The sequence below is a fragment of the Propionimicrobium sp. PCR01-08-3 genome, from assembly GCF_030286045.1.
Taxonomy (GTDB): domain Bacteria; phylum Actinomycetota; class Actinomycetes; order Propionibacteriales; family Propionibacteriaceae; genus Brooklawnia.
The window spans coordinates 2,442,631-2,460,504 of sequence record NZ_CP127390.1; the positions used below are offsets into that span (position 1 = coordinate 2,442,631).

Consider the following 17,874-nt stretch of genomic DNA (forward strand, 5'->3'; position numbering starts at 1 on the left):
CCGGATTGATTCAGCCGTCGGTACAGCGAGTGCCGTCGGGCGGAACGGTACCGTTCACCAGATAATCGACCACGATCCAGTCGATGCACTGGCTGCCCGCGTCATAGACACCATGACCCGGCGCATCCCGGGTAACCAGGGTCGCCGACTCCAACTCCGCTGCAAGGGCCTCACCGTCCTCATAAGGAGTTGCCGGATCCCCGGTGTTCTGCAGGATCAGGATAGGCGGAGCGCCCTTGCCGTCGAAGTCGATCGCCGGCGCCGCCTTTGCGGTCCACAGCGGGCACACCAGCGAGGGCCCGGAGTACGTGCCGACGATCGGGGCGGCCTGCTCGTCCTGGGTCCATTGGTCGAAGGCATCCTGCACGCCCTTGTCGCCCCAGTCGGCGCAGCTGATCGCCGGGAACGAATAGGCAAGCGAACCGTAGGAGCCGTCGTCGTTGCGATCGTTCATGGCGTCGGCGACTTGCAGCAAGTAGCTGCCATCGCCTGTTTCCATGGTGTATTGCAGCAGCGAACTCAGCTCGGGATAGGCGTCGGCGTCGTCGTACATGTACAGCAGAATCCCCGACAGTGCTTGAGACTGGGTGAGCAGTCGTCCGTCTTTTGTCGGGAGGGGGCTGGAGTCCAGCCCATCCAAGAAACCGGTGATCGTGTCGATCACACTCTGCTCGTCGGCCCCCAGGCCGCACTGAACCGATCCGCACCAATCCGCGAAGGCCCGCAGGCTCCGGTCGAAACCCTCGGCCTGGGTGACCTCTTCGTCCGGGCGGGGATCGATGGCCGAGTCGAGCACCATGCGGCGAACGTTCTTCGGGTACAGCTGAGCATAGACCGCGCCGAGGAAGGTACCGTAGCTGGTTCCGTAGAAGCTGATCTTGTCGGCACCCATCAACTTACGAGCCAGCTCATAGTCGTAGATGGTCTCGATGGTCGAAATGTGATCCAGCAGCGCCCCGGAGTTGTCGCGGCATTGCTGGTCGAAAGCCTGCTGCGCGCTGATCAGAGCGTCGCGCTCGGCCTGATCGTCCGGGCTGAGGTCGGTGTCGAAGTAGGCATCGGTCTGGGGTCCGGTACCGCAAACGACCGGCGTCGATTGCCCCGATCCGCGCGAATCCAAACCGATCACGTCGAAGCCTTCGAGCCCCGACACCGGAATCGCATCCACATAGTCCTGGGCCGATCCACCGGGACCGCCCGGGTTGACCATCAGCACCCCCTGATAGGGGCCGACGCTGGCCGGACGCATCTTCATGGCGATGGTGATTGCCTGCGCACCAGGATCGGTCCAGTCCAGCGGTGCCAGGAAGGTCGCGCACTGATAGCCGTCGCAGTCGCTCCACGTCAGCTCTTGGCCGGCGTAGTCCTTGACCGAGTCGCCCAACGCGTTGGCGAAGCCGGGCGGTTCGGCCTGGCTGATGCCGGCCTCGATCGGACGATCGGGTGAGGGTTCGTCCGCATAGGTGTGCGATGGACGCGGCAGATATCCGCCGAACAGCTTGAGTGGAGATGCCAGACAGCCGCTCAGCGCCACAGCGCAAACCACGATGAGTATGACAAGTCGGGACCGGGGCACGGACGACAGCTTACCGCCGGTCATGTTTCGATCCGGCACCTCTCGCCTTGGTCAAACGTCAGTCTTCGAGTTTGTTCCGCTGCCTACGGCGGCGCAAGTAGGCGTCCACGCTCCACCTGCCGGCGCCCATCAGAACCGGAATCGCGGCCATCACAGCCAACAGCACATCCCGGTCGCCATAGAAGCCGAACTGGCCTTCCATGAATGGGCTGAAGTTTCCGAACCGGAAAAAGACCAGGAATCCGACAGTGCCGATCAACAAGATCACTGAGAACACCCGGGTTCCGAGACCGATAAGCAGGAACACCGCAATGACGAGCAGCGCGATACTGACGCCCCAGCCTGCAGCCCCTGCCGTCTGGGCGTCCAGGCCCACATAGCTCAGCGCATCGACAGTTGCCTGCCTATCAACCAGCGACTGCCAGCCGATGATGGCGACGAACGCCGCCAGCGCCAGGCGAACCAGGAAGAGCGCCAGCGATCCGGAAAGACGATCCGTGCTGTTCTTGACCACCGTGACGACTTGCGGCTCGGCGGCGGTCTCCACCGTGTGGACGGTGCCCAATTGCTCGTCGCGCACCGCACGGCGTCGCACCCGCGCCGCCGCGGCTGCTTCATTTGCTCTGTCGTGCTCGAGGCGCACCGCCAGCGCGGCAGCTTCTGCCTTTGCCTTCGCCTCTTCCCGGGCGGTCGCCAGTTCTGCCTTCGACCTCTCGGCTGCGGCCTTCGCGGCTGCAGCCCGCGCAACAGCTTCTTGAGCGGCTGCCTGCGCAGCTTCGGCATCTGCGGCAGCCTGCCGCGCCTCATAGTCGGCCTGCTCGGCCTGCAGAAGCCTCGGGTCACGCGGCACAGCCGGGCTGGCGCCTGCCAATGACGAGGCACGCACAGCCCGAGATTGGCTCGAGGCCAGCGGTTCGCTGTCGAGCGCGCGCGTGGCCTGTCCGATCACATCCTCGGTGGCGATACTCACAAGCTGTCCTCGCTGTCGATGGTTGAGCCCAATAAATCAGTTCCCATCTTGAGGCCTCGGCCCTGCAAAACGTAGGGTGACACGCCGACGGCGCCTTGATCAGCTCCCTCAGTCGGGATCGGCGAGATTCAGCATCAGGGCCTCCATCGCCAACAGAGGGGCGACAGAATGCTCCAAGGCCTGCCGGGCGGCCAGTATGGCGTCCACTTTGCGTAGCGTCTGTTCGGCGGTGGACGAACGCGCCTGGCTCGCGATCCGTTCGCTCATCTCCTGGTTGATCAGGCCGAATCCTTGCAACGACACCTCCCGCGACGGGTCGATGGCATGCACCTGCACGGTGAGCACGTCGCGATACCAGGTGGTGAGCTCGGTCAGCACCCGGTCGAGGGCGTCTCGCAGCAGGCGTTTCGCCCGAGCCTTCTGCTGATCCTCCAACTCCTTGAGAGCAGCGGCCGCCTGCTTGGGACGCGCCCCTTTGGTGCCATACCCCAGGGCTTCCTTGAGTTCGGCCAGTTCGCGGGCGTCGATCTCGCCGGTGCGCCGCTCGGCGTCCTTGGTGGCCACCTCGACGATGTCGGCGGCGGCCCGCAGGCAGGAGCCGACGCTGGACAGCGAACCCGGGATTTTCAGCACCTGCTCGCGGGCGGCGCGCGCCTGGTCGCTGCGGGCGAGCGCACGGGCTCGTCCGATATGTCCTTGCGCGGCCCGGGCCGCGTGGGCTGCCACCGCCGGGTCGACGCCGTCGCGCTCGACGAGCAGCCGGGCCACCTCCGAATCAAGCGGGGTACGCAGGTTGACGTGGCGTGTTCTGGATCGCACCGTGACGATGACGTCTTCGGCGGTCGGGGCGCAAAGCAACCACACCGTACGCGGCGGGGGCTCTTCCAATGCCTTCAGCAGGGCATCGGCGCCCTGGTCGGTGATGCGGTCGGCGTCTTCCACGACGATCACCTGGAATCGTCCGACCGTCGGCGACATGGACGCCTTCAGCGCCAGTTCGCGCACCTCGGCCACCGAGATCGACAGTTGTTCGGTGCGCACCAAGGTGACGTCGGGGTGTGCCCCGGAAATCACACTGCGGCAGATCGCGCATTCGCCGCAGCCACCCCGGTCGCACAGTAAGGCCGCAGCGAACGATCGGGCGGCATTGCTGCGTCCCGAACCCGGCGGGCCGGTGATCAGCCAAGCATGGGTCATCGCCTGATGCGGTGTGTCACCGCCGGTTTTCCGGGCGGCATCGGCCGCGGCGCTCAGGGTGGCGACGGCACGATCCTGACCGACCAGTTCTGCCCACACGCCCTGGAGAGGACGGGCGGTGGACTGTCCGCCTGGTGGGGCCGCCGCGAGGTCGCCCGGATGCTCAGCCACGGCGCTCTCCCGGCTCGTACAGTTCGGGGACGCTCAGTTCGCGCCCGAGCATTGTGCCGACCAGCTCGCGAATGGACGCCGCCGTGCCGCGCACACTCGTCAGCCCGGGCAGCACCAGGTAGCGTCCCGGATCACCCTGGGCGCGAGCCAGCAGCGCCTCGCGTACCCGGGCATGAAAATCAGCGCCGGCCAGTTCGAGCCGGTCAAGGTCGAGGCCCTTCGACACCGCCTGCGCCGGATCGACATCGAGCAGCACCGTCAGATCCGCGCGCAGCCCGCCGGTCGCCCAATCGGCGATCTGGGCCAGCTCATCGGTGTCGATCAAGCGTCCGGCTCCCTGGTAGGCAAGCATGGAGTCAACGTAGCGGTCGCATACGACAATTTTCCCGCCGGCCAGTGCCGGACGAATCACCCTCGCGACATGTTGTGCCTTGTCGGCCGCGTAGAGCAGAGCCTCGCAACGATCATCGAGATCGGACGCCGGGCTGAGCAGCAGCTTCCTGATCTGAGTTCCCACGACCGAATCGCCCGGCTCGTAGGTGACGACGTGGTCGATCTTCGACAGTTCCAGGGCGCTCGCCAGCGCCCTCACCTGTGTGGACTTGCCGACCCGGTCGCCGCCCTCGAAGACGATGAACAATCCGCGATCACTCATCGGCGGCCTGTTCCGGCTCGCCTGCTGCTGCGTCGGACTGTTCATCGACCGGCTCGCTCTGCCCCTCGTCGGCCGGTTCGGGCAACCCATCTCGTCCCTTGCCAACCGGTCCGGCGGCCTCATCAGGGGTTGTCCCCGCCACGTTGACTGATCCATCGATCCCCGTACCCACCGGGTTCGTCGATCCATCGGGCGCCTCGCCCGCCTTCTTAGCCGCAGCCCTGGTAGCGCGCGTCGATTTCGTTGCTGACGATTTCGTCCCCGGAGATTGTGGCCCCGGCAGCAGAGCCTTCACCTGGCTCGCCTTGCTCTGATTCAGCTCGGGCCACTCGTCCATGATCCTGGCACGCACCTTCGGCCAGGAGTCGCAGAACTCCCGTCGCGGATCACCGGCCCGATCGAGCGAGCGCTGATAGTCGCGTCCGGCCTGATACGCCTGTGCGGGAGTCATGTCGGCGATGCTCGGGCTGCCGGGATCATCGAGATCCACCGTGGCCCCCGCCAGTGCGCTCAGCACGCTTGCCACCCGGCCCATTCTGGCGCGCAGCTTGCCGAGCACCGGCTCGCCGGCCTGCAGGGTGCGGGCCAATCCTTGTGCCAGGCCCAGCGCATGTGTCCACTCGTGGTCACCGGACTCGGTGGTCAACGAATCGGCTGCCGCTACCAACTCGGCGAGCTGCTCGACTGCGCAGTCCTTCACCATCCGGCGGGCGCTCCCCGGAGCACTCGGATCGGGAGCTTCGTCATCGTCGGCCACCGGACGCAACCGGGGAGCCCTGATCGCCTGCGCCAACAGATCCAAAACTGCGAAGTAGGGGTCGCCCAGCTCGGCCGGATTGCTGCGGGGTGAGAGCTTTGCCACCTTGTCGGCGTTCCAGACGAACTCGCTCGACCAGGCCGGATCGATCACGCAGTCGAGGCCACGCACCGTGCCGGCCGCGTGGCTCACCTCGTCGGCAAGCAAAGCCGTATCGGACACCTCGTTCTTGCGCACCCGCAGATCGGCGCACAGCACGGCATCGAGCAGATCGGTGAACAGCCACGTCAGATAATCCTCACCGCTGATCTTGGCCGGCTTGGGCACCGATTGCGGGTGCGGCTGGGGGTGGGTGATAGCCACCAGACGCTGCAGAGGCTCCCCGAACCCGGCCACCTTGACGCCACCGGATTGCGCGAGTCGTTCGATGACGACGCTGCGCTGTAGCGAGGTCATCTGATCGTCCGGGGTGAAGGTGACGTCGCGATGCCGGCTCACGGCGAGCCCGCCGCGGCGTACCGTCGTCCGATCGTCGCGGACTTCACCGATCACGGCACCGTCGACGTCGAGCAGCACATAGCAGGCGCGCTCGACGGTGACGCTGGCCACCGGGCCGATGGCCGCCCGCCTGCGGAACGAGCAAAGGAGCCCGGCGAGATCCTCCGGCAGTTCGTCGCCCAAGTCCAGTGGTTCCGAATAGTCGGCGGGCAACCAGGGCTGCCAATCGGGTGCTTGCAGAACCCACTCGCCACGTTGCTCGACCACTCGGTGCGCCAGCAGGATCCCTGCTCTGCTGAGCCGCTCGTCGCTGGTGTCAATCAGCGTGATGGTGCAAATTGGACGATCACCCCGGCAGCGCAGCAGCACCCGGTCGATGCCCGAAGCCTCGTCGGTCAGGATCGGGGCATCCACCTGATACGGCATCTCGAAGAGATAACTGCGTTGGCGTTTTGCCATGTCGATCGTCCTGCCCGTGGAAGTGCTGCGTGGTGGTCTTATCTCTCGAATTATCCCAGATACTTCGAGAGCCGTCGCCCCGCAGCGTCGGCGCGCGCCGATCTCCGAAGAGCTCACCCCGCCCGTTCGGATGGCCCCAAGTGGACCGATCCGCGGATCACTCCCCTGCCGTTTTGCCCTTCTTGGCGGTTGTCGTCTTCTTGGCCGGAGCCTTCTTGGTGGACGATGCCGCCTTCTTCGTGGTCGTCTTGGCGGTCGATTTCGCCCCGGACGACCTACCGGCCGACGCCTTCCTGGTCTTCTTGGCCGGGGCCGGGCCCTTCGCGCGCTTGGCGGCGATCAGGTCAGCGGCGATGTCCAAGGTGACCTCGGCCACCGGCTGGCTCTTCGGCACCGTCACGTTGTATTCGCCGTCAGTGATGTAGGGCCCGAAGCGGCCGTCCTTGATCACCAGCGGTTTCCCGGTGGCCGGATCGGCACCCAGTTCGGCCAACGGCCCGGCGGCGGCCCGGCGTCCACGGGTGCGTGGCGCGGCCAGCAGCTCCTTGGCCTCGTCCACGGTCACCGTGAACAACGACTCCTCGCTCGGCAAGGTTCGCGAATCGCTGCCGCGCTTGATGTAGGGGCCGTAGCGTCCGTTCTGCGCGGTGATCTCGACGCCCTCGTCATCGGTGCCGACCACCCGGGGCAGGCTCAGCAGCTTGAGCGCGTCGCCGAGCGTGACGGTGTCGAGTTGCATGGACGAGAACAGCGACGCGGTGCGCGGCTTGGGACGCTTGGTCTTCGGCACCGACTCGTCGACGTCTAACACCTCGGTGACGTAGGGGCCGTAGCGTCCGGTGCGGACGATGATCTCGTGACCGGATTCAGGATCGGTGCCGAGCTCGCGCTCCTCACCGTTCGGCGTAGCCAGCAGCTGCTGGGCGACCTCGGGCGTGAGCTCATCGGGAGCCATGTCATCGGGCACATTCGCCCGGCGCTCCTCGGCGTCCTCGACATAGGTGCCGTAGCGCCCGACCCGCACGTTGATGCCCAGCTCGGCATCGCCGATCGGAAAGGTCGACAGCGCCCGGGCATCGATATCGCCGAGATCGGCAGCCATGTCGCGCAGGCCCTCACGCTCATGGCTTGGCGCCCCATAGAAGAAGTCGCTGAGCACCTTCAGCCGTTTCGCATCCCCTGCGGCGATCTCGTCGAGTTTGTCCTCGAGGGCGGCGGTGAACTGGTAGTCGACCAGCCGGGGGAAGTGCTCGACCAGCAGCCTGGTCACCGCGAACGCCAGCCAGGTCGGCACCAGCGCGGTGCCCTTCTTGTAGACATAGTCGCGGGCGGTGATGGTGCGGATGATGGACGCGTAGGTCGACGGACGCCCGATCTCCAGCTCTTCGAGCTTCGCGATCAGAGTCGGCTCGGTGAATCGGGCCGGTGGCTTGGTCTGATGCGACTCGGTTGCCACGTCGGCGAGGTCGAGCTTCTGCTCGGGGGCAAGCTGTGGCAGCTTGGCCTGATCACCCTGCTCATCGTCGGTCGCGTCGGTGTAGGCCTTCAAGAAGCCGGGGAAGGTGATGGTGCGCCCGGACGCCGAGAAGGTGGCCGTGCGGATTTCGATGGTGGTCATCTCGGTGCCGCCGGCGCGCAGCCGCTGCGCCAGCTCGGAGCCGATCTTCACGCTGACGGTTTGCCCGCGGGCATCGGTCATCTGAGAGGCCAGAGTGCGCTGCCAGATCAGCTCGTAGAGCCTGGCCCGGTCGCCGCCGAGCTTCGCCTGCGCCGGGGTGCGGAAGGTGTCGCCGGCGGGCCGGATCGCCTCGTGCGCCTCCTGGGCGTTCTTCACTTTGGACGCATAGATGCGCGGTTTGGCGGGCACGTAGTCCGCCCCGTAGAGAGATGTGGCCTGCGCCCGGGCGGCGTTGATGGCCTGGTCCGACAGCGAGACCGAGTCGGTACGCATATAGGTAATGAAGCCCGATTCGTAGAGCTCCTGGGCGACCCGCATAGTGCGGTCGGTGGTGAAGCCGAGCTTGCGTCCGGCCTCCTGCTGCAAGGTCGTGGTGCGAAACGGTGCCGCCGGGCGCCTGCTGAACGGCTTGGCCTCCACCGAGTCGACGCTGAACGCGGCGTTCTTGAGGGCCTCGGCGAGGTCGGTGGCGAGTTTCTCGTCCACCACGAACGCGTCGGAGGTGAGCTTTCCGGTCGAATCAAAATCGGAGCCGCGGGCAACCTTCCACTCGTTCAGTCCGGTCAGCCGGGCATCGAACTGGCGGGGGTTGGCGCCCTGGCCTGCATCCATGGTGGCGAGCAGATCCCAATAGGACGCCGAGGTGAACGCCATCCGCTCACGCTCGCGGTCGACCAGCAGCCTGGTCGCGACCGACTGCACGCGTCCGGCCGAGAGCCTCGGCATGACCTTCTTCCACAACACCGGCGAAACCTCGTAGCCGTAAAGGCGGTCGAGAATGCGGCGGGTCTCTTGGGCGTCCACCAGGTCGGTGTCGAGCTCGCGCGGGTGCTGCACGGCGGCGTTGATGGCCTCGGGGGTGATCTCGTGGAAGACCATCCTCTTGACCGGCACCTTGGGTTTGAGTTCCGCGAGCAGATGCCAGGCAATGGCCTCCCCTTCGCGGTCCTCATCAGTTGCCAGATAGAGTTCGTCGGCGTCCTTGAGCAGGTCTTTCAGCTTGCGGATCGTCGGTTTCTTGTCCGAGCTCACCACATATAGCGGGGTGAAATCGTCTTCGACATCGACCCCGAGCCTGGCCCAAGACTGGCCCTTGTACTTGGCGGGCACTTCGGACGCGTTGGTGGGCAGGTCGCGGATGTGGCCGCGGCTCGACTCGACCATGTAGCCGGAACCCAAAAAGCGGGTGAGCATGGTCGCCTTGGTAGGCGACTCGACGATCACCAATCGGCGGGGTGCAGTGGCCACTGTGCGGTCCTTCGGTATTTCTCGTAATGATTTCGGGGCCCGCCGGTCATCGATCGCCGCGTGCCATGTGCAGCGGCAGTGTTCTCTTACCGACGTTCCCTTTGAGGGTTGTCCCCAGACACTCGGGAAGTTACCACGCCTGTCATAGGGATTCGAAATATCCCTCGGCGATCGCGCTGCGGATCTTCGGCAGCAGATCGCCGCGCTGCTCGGCGGGATCGGCGTCCAGCAGGTTCGCGACTGCGTCCATGATGACCCCGAGCGGCAGGGTTCCGTCGCAGGCTCCGAGCACCCCGCCGAGCGCGGTGTCGACCTGCAGGGCCCGTTTCAGCCCGGCGTGCTGGCGCAGCACGATATATTGCGGGTCTTCGGCTCCGGGGGCGCCGAGGCTTTCTTGGACGATGTCGCTCCTCAGTTTGAGGTTGGCGGACAACAGCTGGTCATCACTTGCTTGCGCCCGGCTGATGTCGGTCTGGCGTTGCGCGATCACCGGGCCGACTGGTTGTTGCACCTCGTGCGGCCAGGATTCGATGGTGATGTCGGGGGTCGTGCGTCCGGCATTGGTGACGGTGATCCAGCCCATGCCGATGCCCCGGACGCCGAGTTGATCGAAGTAGTCCAGCCACTCGCGGTACTTGGCCTCCCATTCCGGGCCACCAACCAGGCCGGCATCGGTGAGCCACATCTCTATATAGGCGTACGGGTCGAGCCGCTCGCGTTCGATCACCCACAGGTCGCAGCCTTCGGGCACCCAACCTGCGATCCGGTCTTCCCAGGGCTGGTCGGTGACGGCCCAGTTGCCCAGCACCTGGCACACCCCGCCCGGATTGAGATGATCAGCCGATTTGCTGACCACTTCTTCGACGAGTCCGTCACCGGTGAATTCGGTCTCGCGGTAGATGAGCCGCTCGCCGGTGGGCGGACTCATGACATAGGGCGGATTGCTGACGATCAGGTCGAATTTATCGCCCTCGACCGGTTCATAGAGGCTTCCCTTGCGCAGGTCGACATCGATCTGGTTGAGTGCCGCGGTCAGGTGCGCGAGTTTGAGGACGCGCGGGTTCACGTCGGTGGCGGTAATGCGGTCAGCATGCGTCGACAGGTGCAGACTCTGGACGCCGCATCCGGTGCCCAGATCGAGCGCGCTGCCCACGTGGGCGTCGATGGTCAGCTGGGCGAGCGTGGTGGACGCGGGACTTACGCCGAGAACATAGTCCGGCTTGGTCGGCGTGGTCTGGTAGTCGAGTCCGGGAGTCGGATCGGAGACGACCCAGCCATCCCACTGGCGGGTGTAGTTGGCATCGCCGATCTCTTGATCCCCGGCAAGCTTGTGGCGTCCATCTGATGCCTGGTCAGAACCGATCTCGAACCCGTACGGACGAAGATCAACCGTCGCCCGGACCTGGTCGTCCCCTACCGGCTCCAGCAGCCCTTCGGTGATCAACGCTTCGACCGGCAGCGCAGCCTTCGCCTGGCCGGCATCGACCGTCCGATTGAGCGGAAACAACTTGATCAAGGTTGCCAGGGGCGAATCGTCCCCGCGCAATGCATCGCGAGCGGGAATCGTGCAGTTGCGGTGCAAGCCTTCCTGCCCGGCTTCCCCGATTCGCTCGAGCACGGCGTCAGTCGTGTAATCCGCCTTGATCAGCGCCTCGCGCAGCCCATCGATTGTGTTCACCCCTCTACTGTTGCATGACCTGCCTGAAATCACGCCAAGGAAGCCAGCCAATAATCCTCGATCGCGATTGCTAGTACTTGGTAGTATTTGTGAGCAGGAGGTCGCTATGAGGAGGACAACGACAGGCAAGAACGTGGCAGACACTGTTCAGCTCGCTACCCGCGTCGAGACATCCCAAGAACAACTGTTCCGCGAAACCACCCGACGGTTGGGAACCACGCCCGCCGACGCAATGCGGGTATTCGTGGCCGCGTTCAACCAGCACCGTGGGTTCCCGTTCGACATCCGTCTGGACGCTGAGGTCGAGCCATTCGACACCGAAGACGACGCCACCGAGTTCGCCTCTCACATGACAGCAAAGCTTCTTGATGAACGGACGACCTCGGCTGAGCCATGATCCATCGCTTGCTGCTACATCATGAGCGTTGCAGCCGTGATTGTTCTCCTTCGACGTCGATCCGCCAGTTTGGGTTTTGGTAGGCCCACACGATGGCTTGCACACGATCACGGACGCCGAGTTGGCGGATGATGCTGGAGACGTGGGTCTTCACCGTGCCGATCTCGATGAACAGCTGCTCAGCGATCTCGGCATTGCTGTACCCCTGGATGAGCGCGTCGAGGATGTCCCGCTCACGGGGCGTCAAGTGCGGCACCGGCGATCTCGGACGCGCAGTACTGCGGCGGCGGGCGAATTCACTGATCACTCGCCTCGTGACCGCCGGCGAGACAAGCCCGTCTCCGGTGGCCGCCGCGCGAACGGCATCGATGATGTGCGCAGGCGGCGCGTCTTTGAGGACAAAACCAACCGCCCCGTTCTCCAACGCGCCGAACAGATACTCATCAAGATCGAAAGTGGTGATCACCACGACAGGTACCGGATCGGCAACGTCGGGACCCGCGAGAGCCGCGGTTGCCAAAATGCCGTTGCCACCGGGCATTCGGACGTCCATCAGCACGGCATCGGGGCGATGCTCTCCTGCCTTGTGGACGGCTTCGGGGCCGCTGCCGGCCTCGGCCGTGACCCGGATGTCGTCTTGGCTCTCCAGGAAGGCACGAAGCGCACGGCGGACGCTGGCCTGGTCGTCGGCGATCAGTACTTCGATCACAGCGTCACCTCTGTCGGCATCGATGTCGTCGGCAGCGTGAGTGCAAGTACCCAGTCACCATCGTCTGCGGCACCGGCGGTCAAACGGCCGGACAGAATATGTGCCCGTTCTGCCGCCCCGAGCAGCCCATATCCGGAGTCGGCCGAACGATGTCGCGTGCCCGCACGAACCCGAACGGCGTCCAACTGATGAATTGGTGGGGTCAGGCCTCGTTCTGTTTCCCCACGGGGCGGAGGGAGTGCTCCGGCGTCATGGCTGGCGCCTATGCCTCGATCCGCGCCCGCAAACAGCGGGTTTCGAACCTCGAGCCGAAGGCTGCTGGCGTCGCTGCTCAGCACGACCGTGACACTCGCTCCGGGTGCGTGAGTCGCAGCGTTCACGAGCGCCTCGGTCAAGACGCTGATCGTGGTCACCCTGATAGCACTCGCTGGTTCGTACCCGATGTCGATCCGGCGGCTGACCTGCAGACCACGTTCGCGGCTCAGTTGTTCGATCGTGCGCACGACTGCGTCGGCAAGCAGCTCATCGTCCGATGTATCCGTATCCGCCTCGCGAAGAGCCCCGACGACCGATCGGACGCTCTCCAACGCCTTAGCGGTCTTTTGATCGATCTCCTCCAGAACCGGATCGGGACCGGTCAACAGTGCCGCACGAGTTGTCAGCAGCACGTCCATGATCTGGTGCGCGGCAAGATCGTGCAGCTCTCGCGCCATCCGGTTGCGTTCGCGCGTCACGGCTTCAGCGGCTTCCGCGCGAGTACGGGCTTCGGCCAGGGACGCCCGCTCGGCCGCGTCATGGGTGCGCTGCCGTTGCATCCGCATGCCGACGCCGATCATGAACGAGGCAAGGAAGAAGAACCCCTGGTTCAACGCTGCGAAGGCCATCTCGGGCCCGGACAGCGACAGCCCCGACGCCGCCACGACAAGCAGTTGGACGATCGTTGCGACGAACCACGCACTCATGCCCAGAATGACTGCGGTCAGCAAAGGAGCGAAGGCGGCAAGCGCATACACGCTGAACCACAGCGGCAATGCAACACCGCCGAGGCCTCCATTGCCGATCAAGACCGACCCGATCAGGTGCAGAACAAACACGCTCACAAATACGGCGATCGGATGACGCTGATGCCACCATAAGATGCCTGCCGAGATGAGGGTGCCGGCAATCCATATCGCGTATGTCCACAGGGGCGGAACTCCGAGAGCCGGGTTGGTCCCGGCCATCAGACGGACGGCCCACTGATAGAACACAACGACGAGCAAGCTGAGCCCACCCACCACCGCGACGGCCAGCACCTGCGAGCGGCCGGGCGGACTCTGGTGCCGAGCTTCGGGGCCGGGAGATGCTGGCGAATTCATATCTTCAATTCTGATCGCTGAAGACGCGCAGCGCCTCTGGCGGAAGACAGAAGTCCACCACGTGTATCCCATCCCAGCCTGCCTGCATTAAAAGCTCTCACTGATCCCAGCCTGGCGCGACGATTGGACGAACACCGCAGCATCACAGCTACGGCCGAGGCCTCCACTGATGGGCATCTCGCAAAAAGGGGCGCCCCCATCACGAGATCACATCTTCAGAAGAACCTCCCGCAGATCTCTATCTTGCGACAGATGTGCAGGCGAAGCAGCCTCGACAGCATTGAGAGGCATGAGCGATCACCTCACGAAGCAACGTGCCCGCCCCATACCCAGCCGCGCCTCAGGGCAGACAGATCAAATCAAAGACCAGCTCCGAGTTGAGGCTGTCGGTCAAGTGTTGGGTCATGCTCCGCGACGCCTTCTACCAGTATCAGCGTCAGGACAGCCCGTCCCCAGTTGGCTCGTAAGGCCGGCGAACGCCGTGCTCACCGGACGGGAGCACCGGCCATGAGCATGCCCCTCGTCATTCAAGACGTCACAAAAAGCTATGGGACGCGGCGGGTCTTGGACGCGGCCAGTTTCTCTGCGTCCCCGGGACGCATCACAGGATTCCTCGGACCGAACGGATCGGGAAAGACCACAACCGTGCGGATCGCTCTCGGACTCGCCGAACCCGATAGTGGCTCCGCATCGTTCGCAGGCGCTGGCTACCGATCACTGACGCGGCCGGGGTCGTCCGTCGGGGTGCTGCTGGAAAACGCCGGCCTACATCCGGGGCTCACCCCCGTCCAACATCTCAGGATCGCGGCGTCGGCAACCCGGACGCAGCGCAGCAGGATCCGGGAGGTCGTTGAAGAAGTGGGACTGAGCGACGCCGCGAACCGAAAGGTCCGCGGATTCTCCCAGGGCATGCGCCAGCGACTCGGACTCGCTCTCGCTCTACTGGCCGAGCCTCGCGTCCTCATTCTCGATGAGCCCGCCAACGGACTCGACCCGGAAGGGATGATCTGGCTTCGCGACCTGCTGGCGAAGTACGCGAATGCCGGCGCGACCGTGCTGGTCACCAGCCATATCCTCAACGAGCTCGAACGATTCATCGACGACATCGTCATCATCGCCAGTGGCTGCATCGTCGCACAGGCACGGATGGACGAACTCCCCGCCGGCGCAGACCTCGAAGCCTTCTATCTCGACACGCTCAACCACACGCCCCAGGAGTCATCATGATCAGCAGTGAACTGCTTCGCATCCGCTACAGCCTGACTACGCGAGTCGTTCTCGCGATCCTGGTCGCGGAAGCCCTGTTCGTGGGGCTCCTCGTTGCATTCTTGCCGAGCCTGATCGACGGATTGATCGCCCTCAACAAGGTCATCCCCAATGCAACCAGCGCGGATCGGCTCAGCGAGGAGCAACTCGCCGCCCTGACCTTGGCGAGCCCGCAAATCCAAACACTCATCGCCGACATCCTTGGGAACACGGGCGTCGGCACGAGTCTGCCCGTGATCGCGGCGACTTTGTTCGGCGCCCTGGCCATCACCGGAGAATTCCGTCGCGGCTCGATCATCAATGCGGTTCTCAACCAGCCGATTCGGCCGCGCCTCATCCTTGCCAAGGCGACCGCGATCATCGCCACGAGCGTCGCAGCAGCGATCCTTCTCATCGTCGTCCAAGGCGGCATCTTGGGCCTCGGCCTGATCGTTCAGAATGTACCTCTCCTGATCAATGTCACAGCGCTCCTGTCGATGTGGGGTCGAGGTATTGCCGCTCTGATTCTCTACGCACTGCTCGGGATGGGGATCGGGCTACTCGTCCGCAACCAGGTGGCGACGATCAGCGCGGTCTTCGCCGCCATTGTCATCGAGAGCATCGTCCGGCCTCTCGCGCTGCTCATCTTCGAAGCCGGTAACCCGACGCTCTATCTGCCGTTCGGATTGGGCCCCGATCTCATCGCCAGCACTCCGCTCTCCGCGCTCGGGGCAGATGTGCAATTGTCCGCAGGCATCAGCGCACCCGCTGCGATGGTCACGCTCGCGTTGTGGGCCTGCGCGATGCTTGCCGTTGCCACCGCCCGGTTTACCAGAACCGACATCCCGGTGCATGGCTGAGGAGCGCACTCGAGAACGCCGCACCTAGCCACCGGTCTTTGGTCGATGCCAGTAACCGTCGACCGGCGGTCGATGGCCGAGGCGTCATGCGAGGTCGAACAAATCAAGGCCCGTGGCAATGTTGAAGCCGTGGCAGTTCCTGGTTGGCTTGCGAGTGATTCGCGCGTGGTGTGTGTGCGGCATCGCGATGCGGTTGCCGGCGAATGTGCCGATTGGCCCGGTTGGCTGCCCACCGCCGTGCGGGAGTCGGTCGTGGCAGCCGGCATCGAGCGGCCCTGGCTGCACCAGGTCAACGCCGCGAACAGGGCATGGGGTGGCGAGCATGTGGCGATGAGCACGGCCACGGCGTCCGGAAAATCACTGGCCTATCTGCTGCCGATCATGGCCGCCACCGCGGTACCACCGGGCCAGGCAAGCTTGGGTTTCACCGGAAATGACCTGCGGTCGAGGCTCGGCGTGGCCAGGCACACTGCGCTTTACTTGGCCCCAACCAAGGCGTTGGCTCATGATCAGTGGGCGGCCGCCCGGGCGCTCGGACCGAAGGGCTGGCAGGTTGCCTGCCTGGATGGCGATTCCCTGCCAGCCGAGCGGCAATTCGCGCGTGACTACGCCTCTTTCGTGCTCAGCAATCCCGACATGCTGCACCGCTCGGTACTGCCGAACCACGCGAATTGGTCCGGTTTCCTCGGTTCTCTGCGCTATGTGGTGGTCGATGAGGCTCATCGCTACCGCGGTGTTTTCGGTTCTCAGGTGTCGGCGGTGCTTCGCCGATTGCGCCGGTTGTGCCATGCCTACGGTTCCGATCCGGTCTTCATTCTGGCCTCGGCGACATCCAATGATCCCGGACGTTCCGGTGCGCTGCTGATCGGTGAGGACGAGCCGATCGCCGAAGTATCCGAGGATTTCTCTCCGCATGCCGCGCGCGATGTCGTTTTGTGGAAACCCGCAACCGATGCGCCGGGCGAGGCGTCCGAGCTGCTGGCCAAGCTGGTGGACGACGGCGAGCAGGTGATCACTTTCGTCGCAAGCCGGGCGCAGGCCGAACTCATTGCCCTGCGAGCGGGCAAGCACATCGATTCCGGACGAAAGGTCGCCAGTTACCGTTCGGGCTATTTGGCCGGTGATAGGCGGAAACTGGAATCGGATTTGAGGTCGGGAGAATTGGCCGGAGTTGCGGCGACGAATGCCTTGGAATTGGGCATCGATATTTCGGGTCTGGACGCGGTGGTGATGGCAGGATTTCCCGGTACCTTGGGTTCTTTCTGGCAGCAATCCGGCAGAGCTGGCCGCGGCGACAAGGACGCACTGGTGGTGTTGCTCGCCAAGAATGATCCCTTGGACGAGCACCTGCTCGATCATCCGGAGTTCATCTTCGATGGATCGGTGGAGCAGACGGTGCTGCACCCCCAGAATCCCTACGTGCTCGGTCCACAGCTTGCCGCTGCCGCGCAGGAAGCACCGCTGAAATCCGAGGACCAACGGTGGTTCGGGCCGACGATGACCTCGCTTGCCAGCGGATTGACCGACCGCGGGTTGCTGCGGGCGCGGCCGACCGGCTGGTTCTGGACGAAGGACTACCGCGCGGTCGACGAGATCGATCTTCGCGGTTCGAACGATCGTCCGGTGGAAATCGTCGAAGCGTCGTCGGGCCGGGTGCTGGGCAGCGTCGACCAATCGGCCGCCGACCGCACGGTGTACGAGGGCGCGGTCTATCTGCATCAGGGCGAGCAATGGCTGGTGACCAAATATCTTCCGGGCGAAAAGATCGCCTTGGTGAAATCGGTGGAATTGCCTTATTACACGCAGCCATTGGGCATCAGTGACGTGCACATTATCTCAACCTTGGACGAATACCCCTGTGGCCGAGGAATTGTCTGTCGGGGCGAAGTCGAATTGTCGAGTCAGGTGACCGGATATCTGCGCCGCGATTCGGTGACCAGTGATGTCTGGGATGAAACGCCCCTGGAATTGCCGAGACGACAGATGACCACTCAGTCGATGTGGTGGCTGATCCCGGACGATGCCATTGGCCGACTGTCGTTTTCGGCTGCCCGGCTGGGCTCCGCGGTGCATGCTGCCGAACACACCGCGATCGGACTGTTGCCAGCATTCGCGCCATGCGACCGCTGGGATATCGGTGGCTTGTCGACGGCGCTGCACCCCGACACCGACATGTGCACCATCTTCGTGCACGATGGCGCGCCCGGTGGTTCTGGCTACGCGGAGCACGGATTCGAGGTGGCCGAGTCATGGTGGAAGGCGGCCTTGAATCGGCTCGACAGTTGCAGCTGCGAGACGGGCTGCCCGTCATGCTGCGTTTCCCCGAAATGCGGTAATGGCAATCGGATGCTGGATAAGTCATCCGCCGCGGAACTGCTTACCGTTCTGCTTGATTAGAAGATTGCACAGATAGGCATG

The 17,874-nt window shown here is 64.4% G+C and carries 13 protein-coding genes; 4 read left to right on the forward strand and 9 right to left on the reverse strand.

Going from position 1 to position 17,874, the window contains the following annotated elements; all coding sequences use genetic code 11:
• Positions 1–10 precede the first annotated feature (10 nt).
• The 7 genes from QQ658_RS11280 to QQ658_RS11310 all read right to left on the reverse strand — a co-directional run bounded on the left by QQ658_RS11280 (position 11) and on the right by QQ658_RS11310 (position 10,887).
• Positions 11–1,576, reverse strand: a complete 1,566-nt coding sequence (locus QQ658_RS11280; protein WP_286024942.1) for an alpha/beta hydrolase — start codon at positions 1,574–1,576, stop codon at positions 11–13.
• 58 nt (positions 1,577–1,634) lie between these two features.
• On the reverse strand, positions 1,635–2,546 hold the full coding sequence (locus tag QQ658_RS11285; RefSeq protein ID WP_286024943.1) for a DoxX family protein: 912 nt from the start codon (positions 2,544–2,546) through the stop codon (positions 1,635–1,637).
• A gap of 108 nt (positions 2,547–2,654) precedes the next feature.
• Entirely contained in the window at positions 2,655–3,842 is a 1,188-nt protein-coding gene (locus QQ658_RS11290; RefSeq protein WP_286027104.1) for a DNA polymerase III subunit delta', read from the reverse strand.
• A 64-nt stretch (positions 3,843–3,906) separates the two neighbouring features.
• Complete coding sequence (tmk, locus tag QQ658_RS11295; RefSeq protein ID WP_286024944.1) at positions 3,907–4,569, reverse strand: dTMP kinase; 663 nt, start codon at positions 4,567–4,569, stop codon at positions 3,907–3,909.
• Positions 4,562–6,283 carry a CYTH domain-containing protein gene (locus QQ658_RS11300; protein ID WP_286024945.1) on the reverse strand — a complete coding sequence of 574 codons (1,722 nt, stop codon included), beginning with the start codon at positions 6,281–6,283 and terminating at the stop codon, positions 4,562–4,564. The genes tmk and QQ658_RS11300 overlap by 8 nt, the downstream gene beginning before the upstream one ends.
• Positions 6,284–6,440: 157 nt before the next feature.
• The gene (gene topA, locus QQ658_RS11305; protein WP_286024946.1) at positions 6,441–9,209 is read right to left on the reverse strand and encodes a type I DNA topoisomerase; all 2,769 of its coding nucleotides are present in this window, start codon (positions 9,207–9,209) and stop codon (positions 6,441–6,443) included.
• A gap of 142 nt (positions 9,210–9,351) precedes the next feature.
• Complete coding sequence (locus QQ658_RS11310) at positions 9,352–10,887, reverse strand: DUF7059 domain-containing protein (protein ID WP_286024947.1); 1,536 nt, start codon at positions 10,885–10,887, stop codon at positions 9,352–9,354.
• Between the two features lie 106 nt (positions 10,888–10,993).
• Between QQ658_RS11310 and QQ658_RS11315 the strand changes: the two genes are divergently transcribed.
• Positions 10,994–11,284 (forward strand): hypothetical protein, encoded by a 291-nt coding sequence (locus QQ658_RS11315; protein ID WP_286024948.1) that lies wholly within the window; start codon positions 10,994–10,996, stop codon positions 11,282–11,284.
• Positions 11,285–11,303: 19 nt separating this feature from the next.
• Here the strand turns inward: QQ658_RS11315 and QQ658_RS11320 are convergent, their stop codons facing one another.
• Both QQ658_RS11320 and QQ658_RS11325 read right to left on the reverse strand, forming a co-directional pair.
• Positions 11,304–11,993: a response regulator gene (locus tag QQ658_RS11320; protein ID WP_286024949.1), complete on the reverse strand. Its 690-nt coding sequence runs from the start codon at positions 11,991–11,993 to the stop codon at positions 11,304–11,306.
• Positions 11,990–13,351 (reverse strand): sensor histidine kinase, encoded by a 1,362-nt coding sequence (locus tag QQ658_RS11325; RefSeq protein WP_286024950.1) that lies wholly within the window; start codon positions 13,349–13,351, stop codon positions 11,990–11,992. The genes QQ658_RS11320 and QQ658_RS11325 overlap by 4 nt, the downstream gene beginning before the upstream one ends.
• A gap of 507 nt (positions 13,352–13,858) precedes the next feature.
• Here QQ658_RS11325 and QQ658_RS11330 point away from each other — a divergent pair.
• The 3 genes from QQ658_RS11330 to QQ658_RS11340 are packed head-to-tail and all read left to right on the forward strand — an operon-like array spanning position 13,859 to position 17,853.
• A complete protein-coding gene (locus QQ658_RS11330; protein WP_286024951.1) occupies positions 13,859–14,578 on the forward strand; it encodes an ABC transporter ATP-binding protein in 720 nt (239 codons plus the stop codon).
• Positions 14,575–15,456: an ABC-2 transporter permease gene (locus QQ658_RS11335; RefSeq protein ID WP_286024952.1), complete on the forward strand. Its 882-nt coding sequence runs from the start codon at positions 14,575–14,577 to the stop codon at positions 15,454–15,456. The genes QQ658_RS11330 and QQ658_RS11335 overlap by 4 nt, the downstream gene beginning before the upstream one ends.
• 45 nt (positions 15,457–15,501) lie before the next feature.
• Positions 15,502–17,853: a DEAD/DEAH box helicase gene (locus tag QQ658_RS11340; RefSeq protein WP_286024953.1), complete on the forward strand. Its 2,352-nt coding sequence runs from the start codon at positions 15,502–15,504 to the stop codon at positions 17,851–17,853.
• The last annotated feature ends 21 nt before the right edge of the window (positions 17,854–17,874 follow it).

What these genes read in the sequence shown, in the direction of transcription:
- tmk (WP_286024944.1), bottom strand. Translation starts at nt 4,569, where the DNA reads ATGAGTGATCGCGGATTGTTCATCGTCTTCGAGGGCGGCGACCGGGTC.
- QQ658_RS11300 (WP_286024945.1), bottom strand. Translation starts at nt 6,283, where the DNA reads ATGGCAAAACGCCAACGCAGTTATCTCTTCGAGATGCCGTATCAGGTG.
- QQ658_RS11315 (WP_286024948.1), top strand. Translation starts at nt 10,994, where the DNA reads ATGAGGAGGACAACGACAGGCAAGAACGTGGCAGACACTGTTCAGCTC.
- QQ658_RS11325 (WP_286024950.1), bottom strand. Translation starts at nt 13,351, where the DNA reads ATGAATTCGCCAGCATCTCCCGGCCCCGAAGCTCGGCACCAGAGTCCG.
- QQ658_RS11330 (WP_286024951.1), top strand. Translation starts at nt 13,859, where the DNA reads ATGAGCATGCCCCTCGTCATTCAAGACGTCACAAAAAGCTATGGGACG.
- QQ658_RS11335 (WP_286024952.1), top strand. Translation starts at nt 14,575, where the DNA reads ATGATCAGCAGTGAACTGCTTCGCATCCGCTACAGCCTGACTACGCGA.
- QQ658_RS11340 (WP_286024953.1), top strand. Translation starts at nt 15,502, where the DNA reads ATGCCAGTAACCGTCGACCGGCGGTCGATGGCCGAGGCGTCATGCGAG.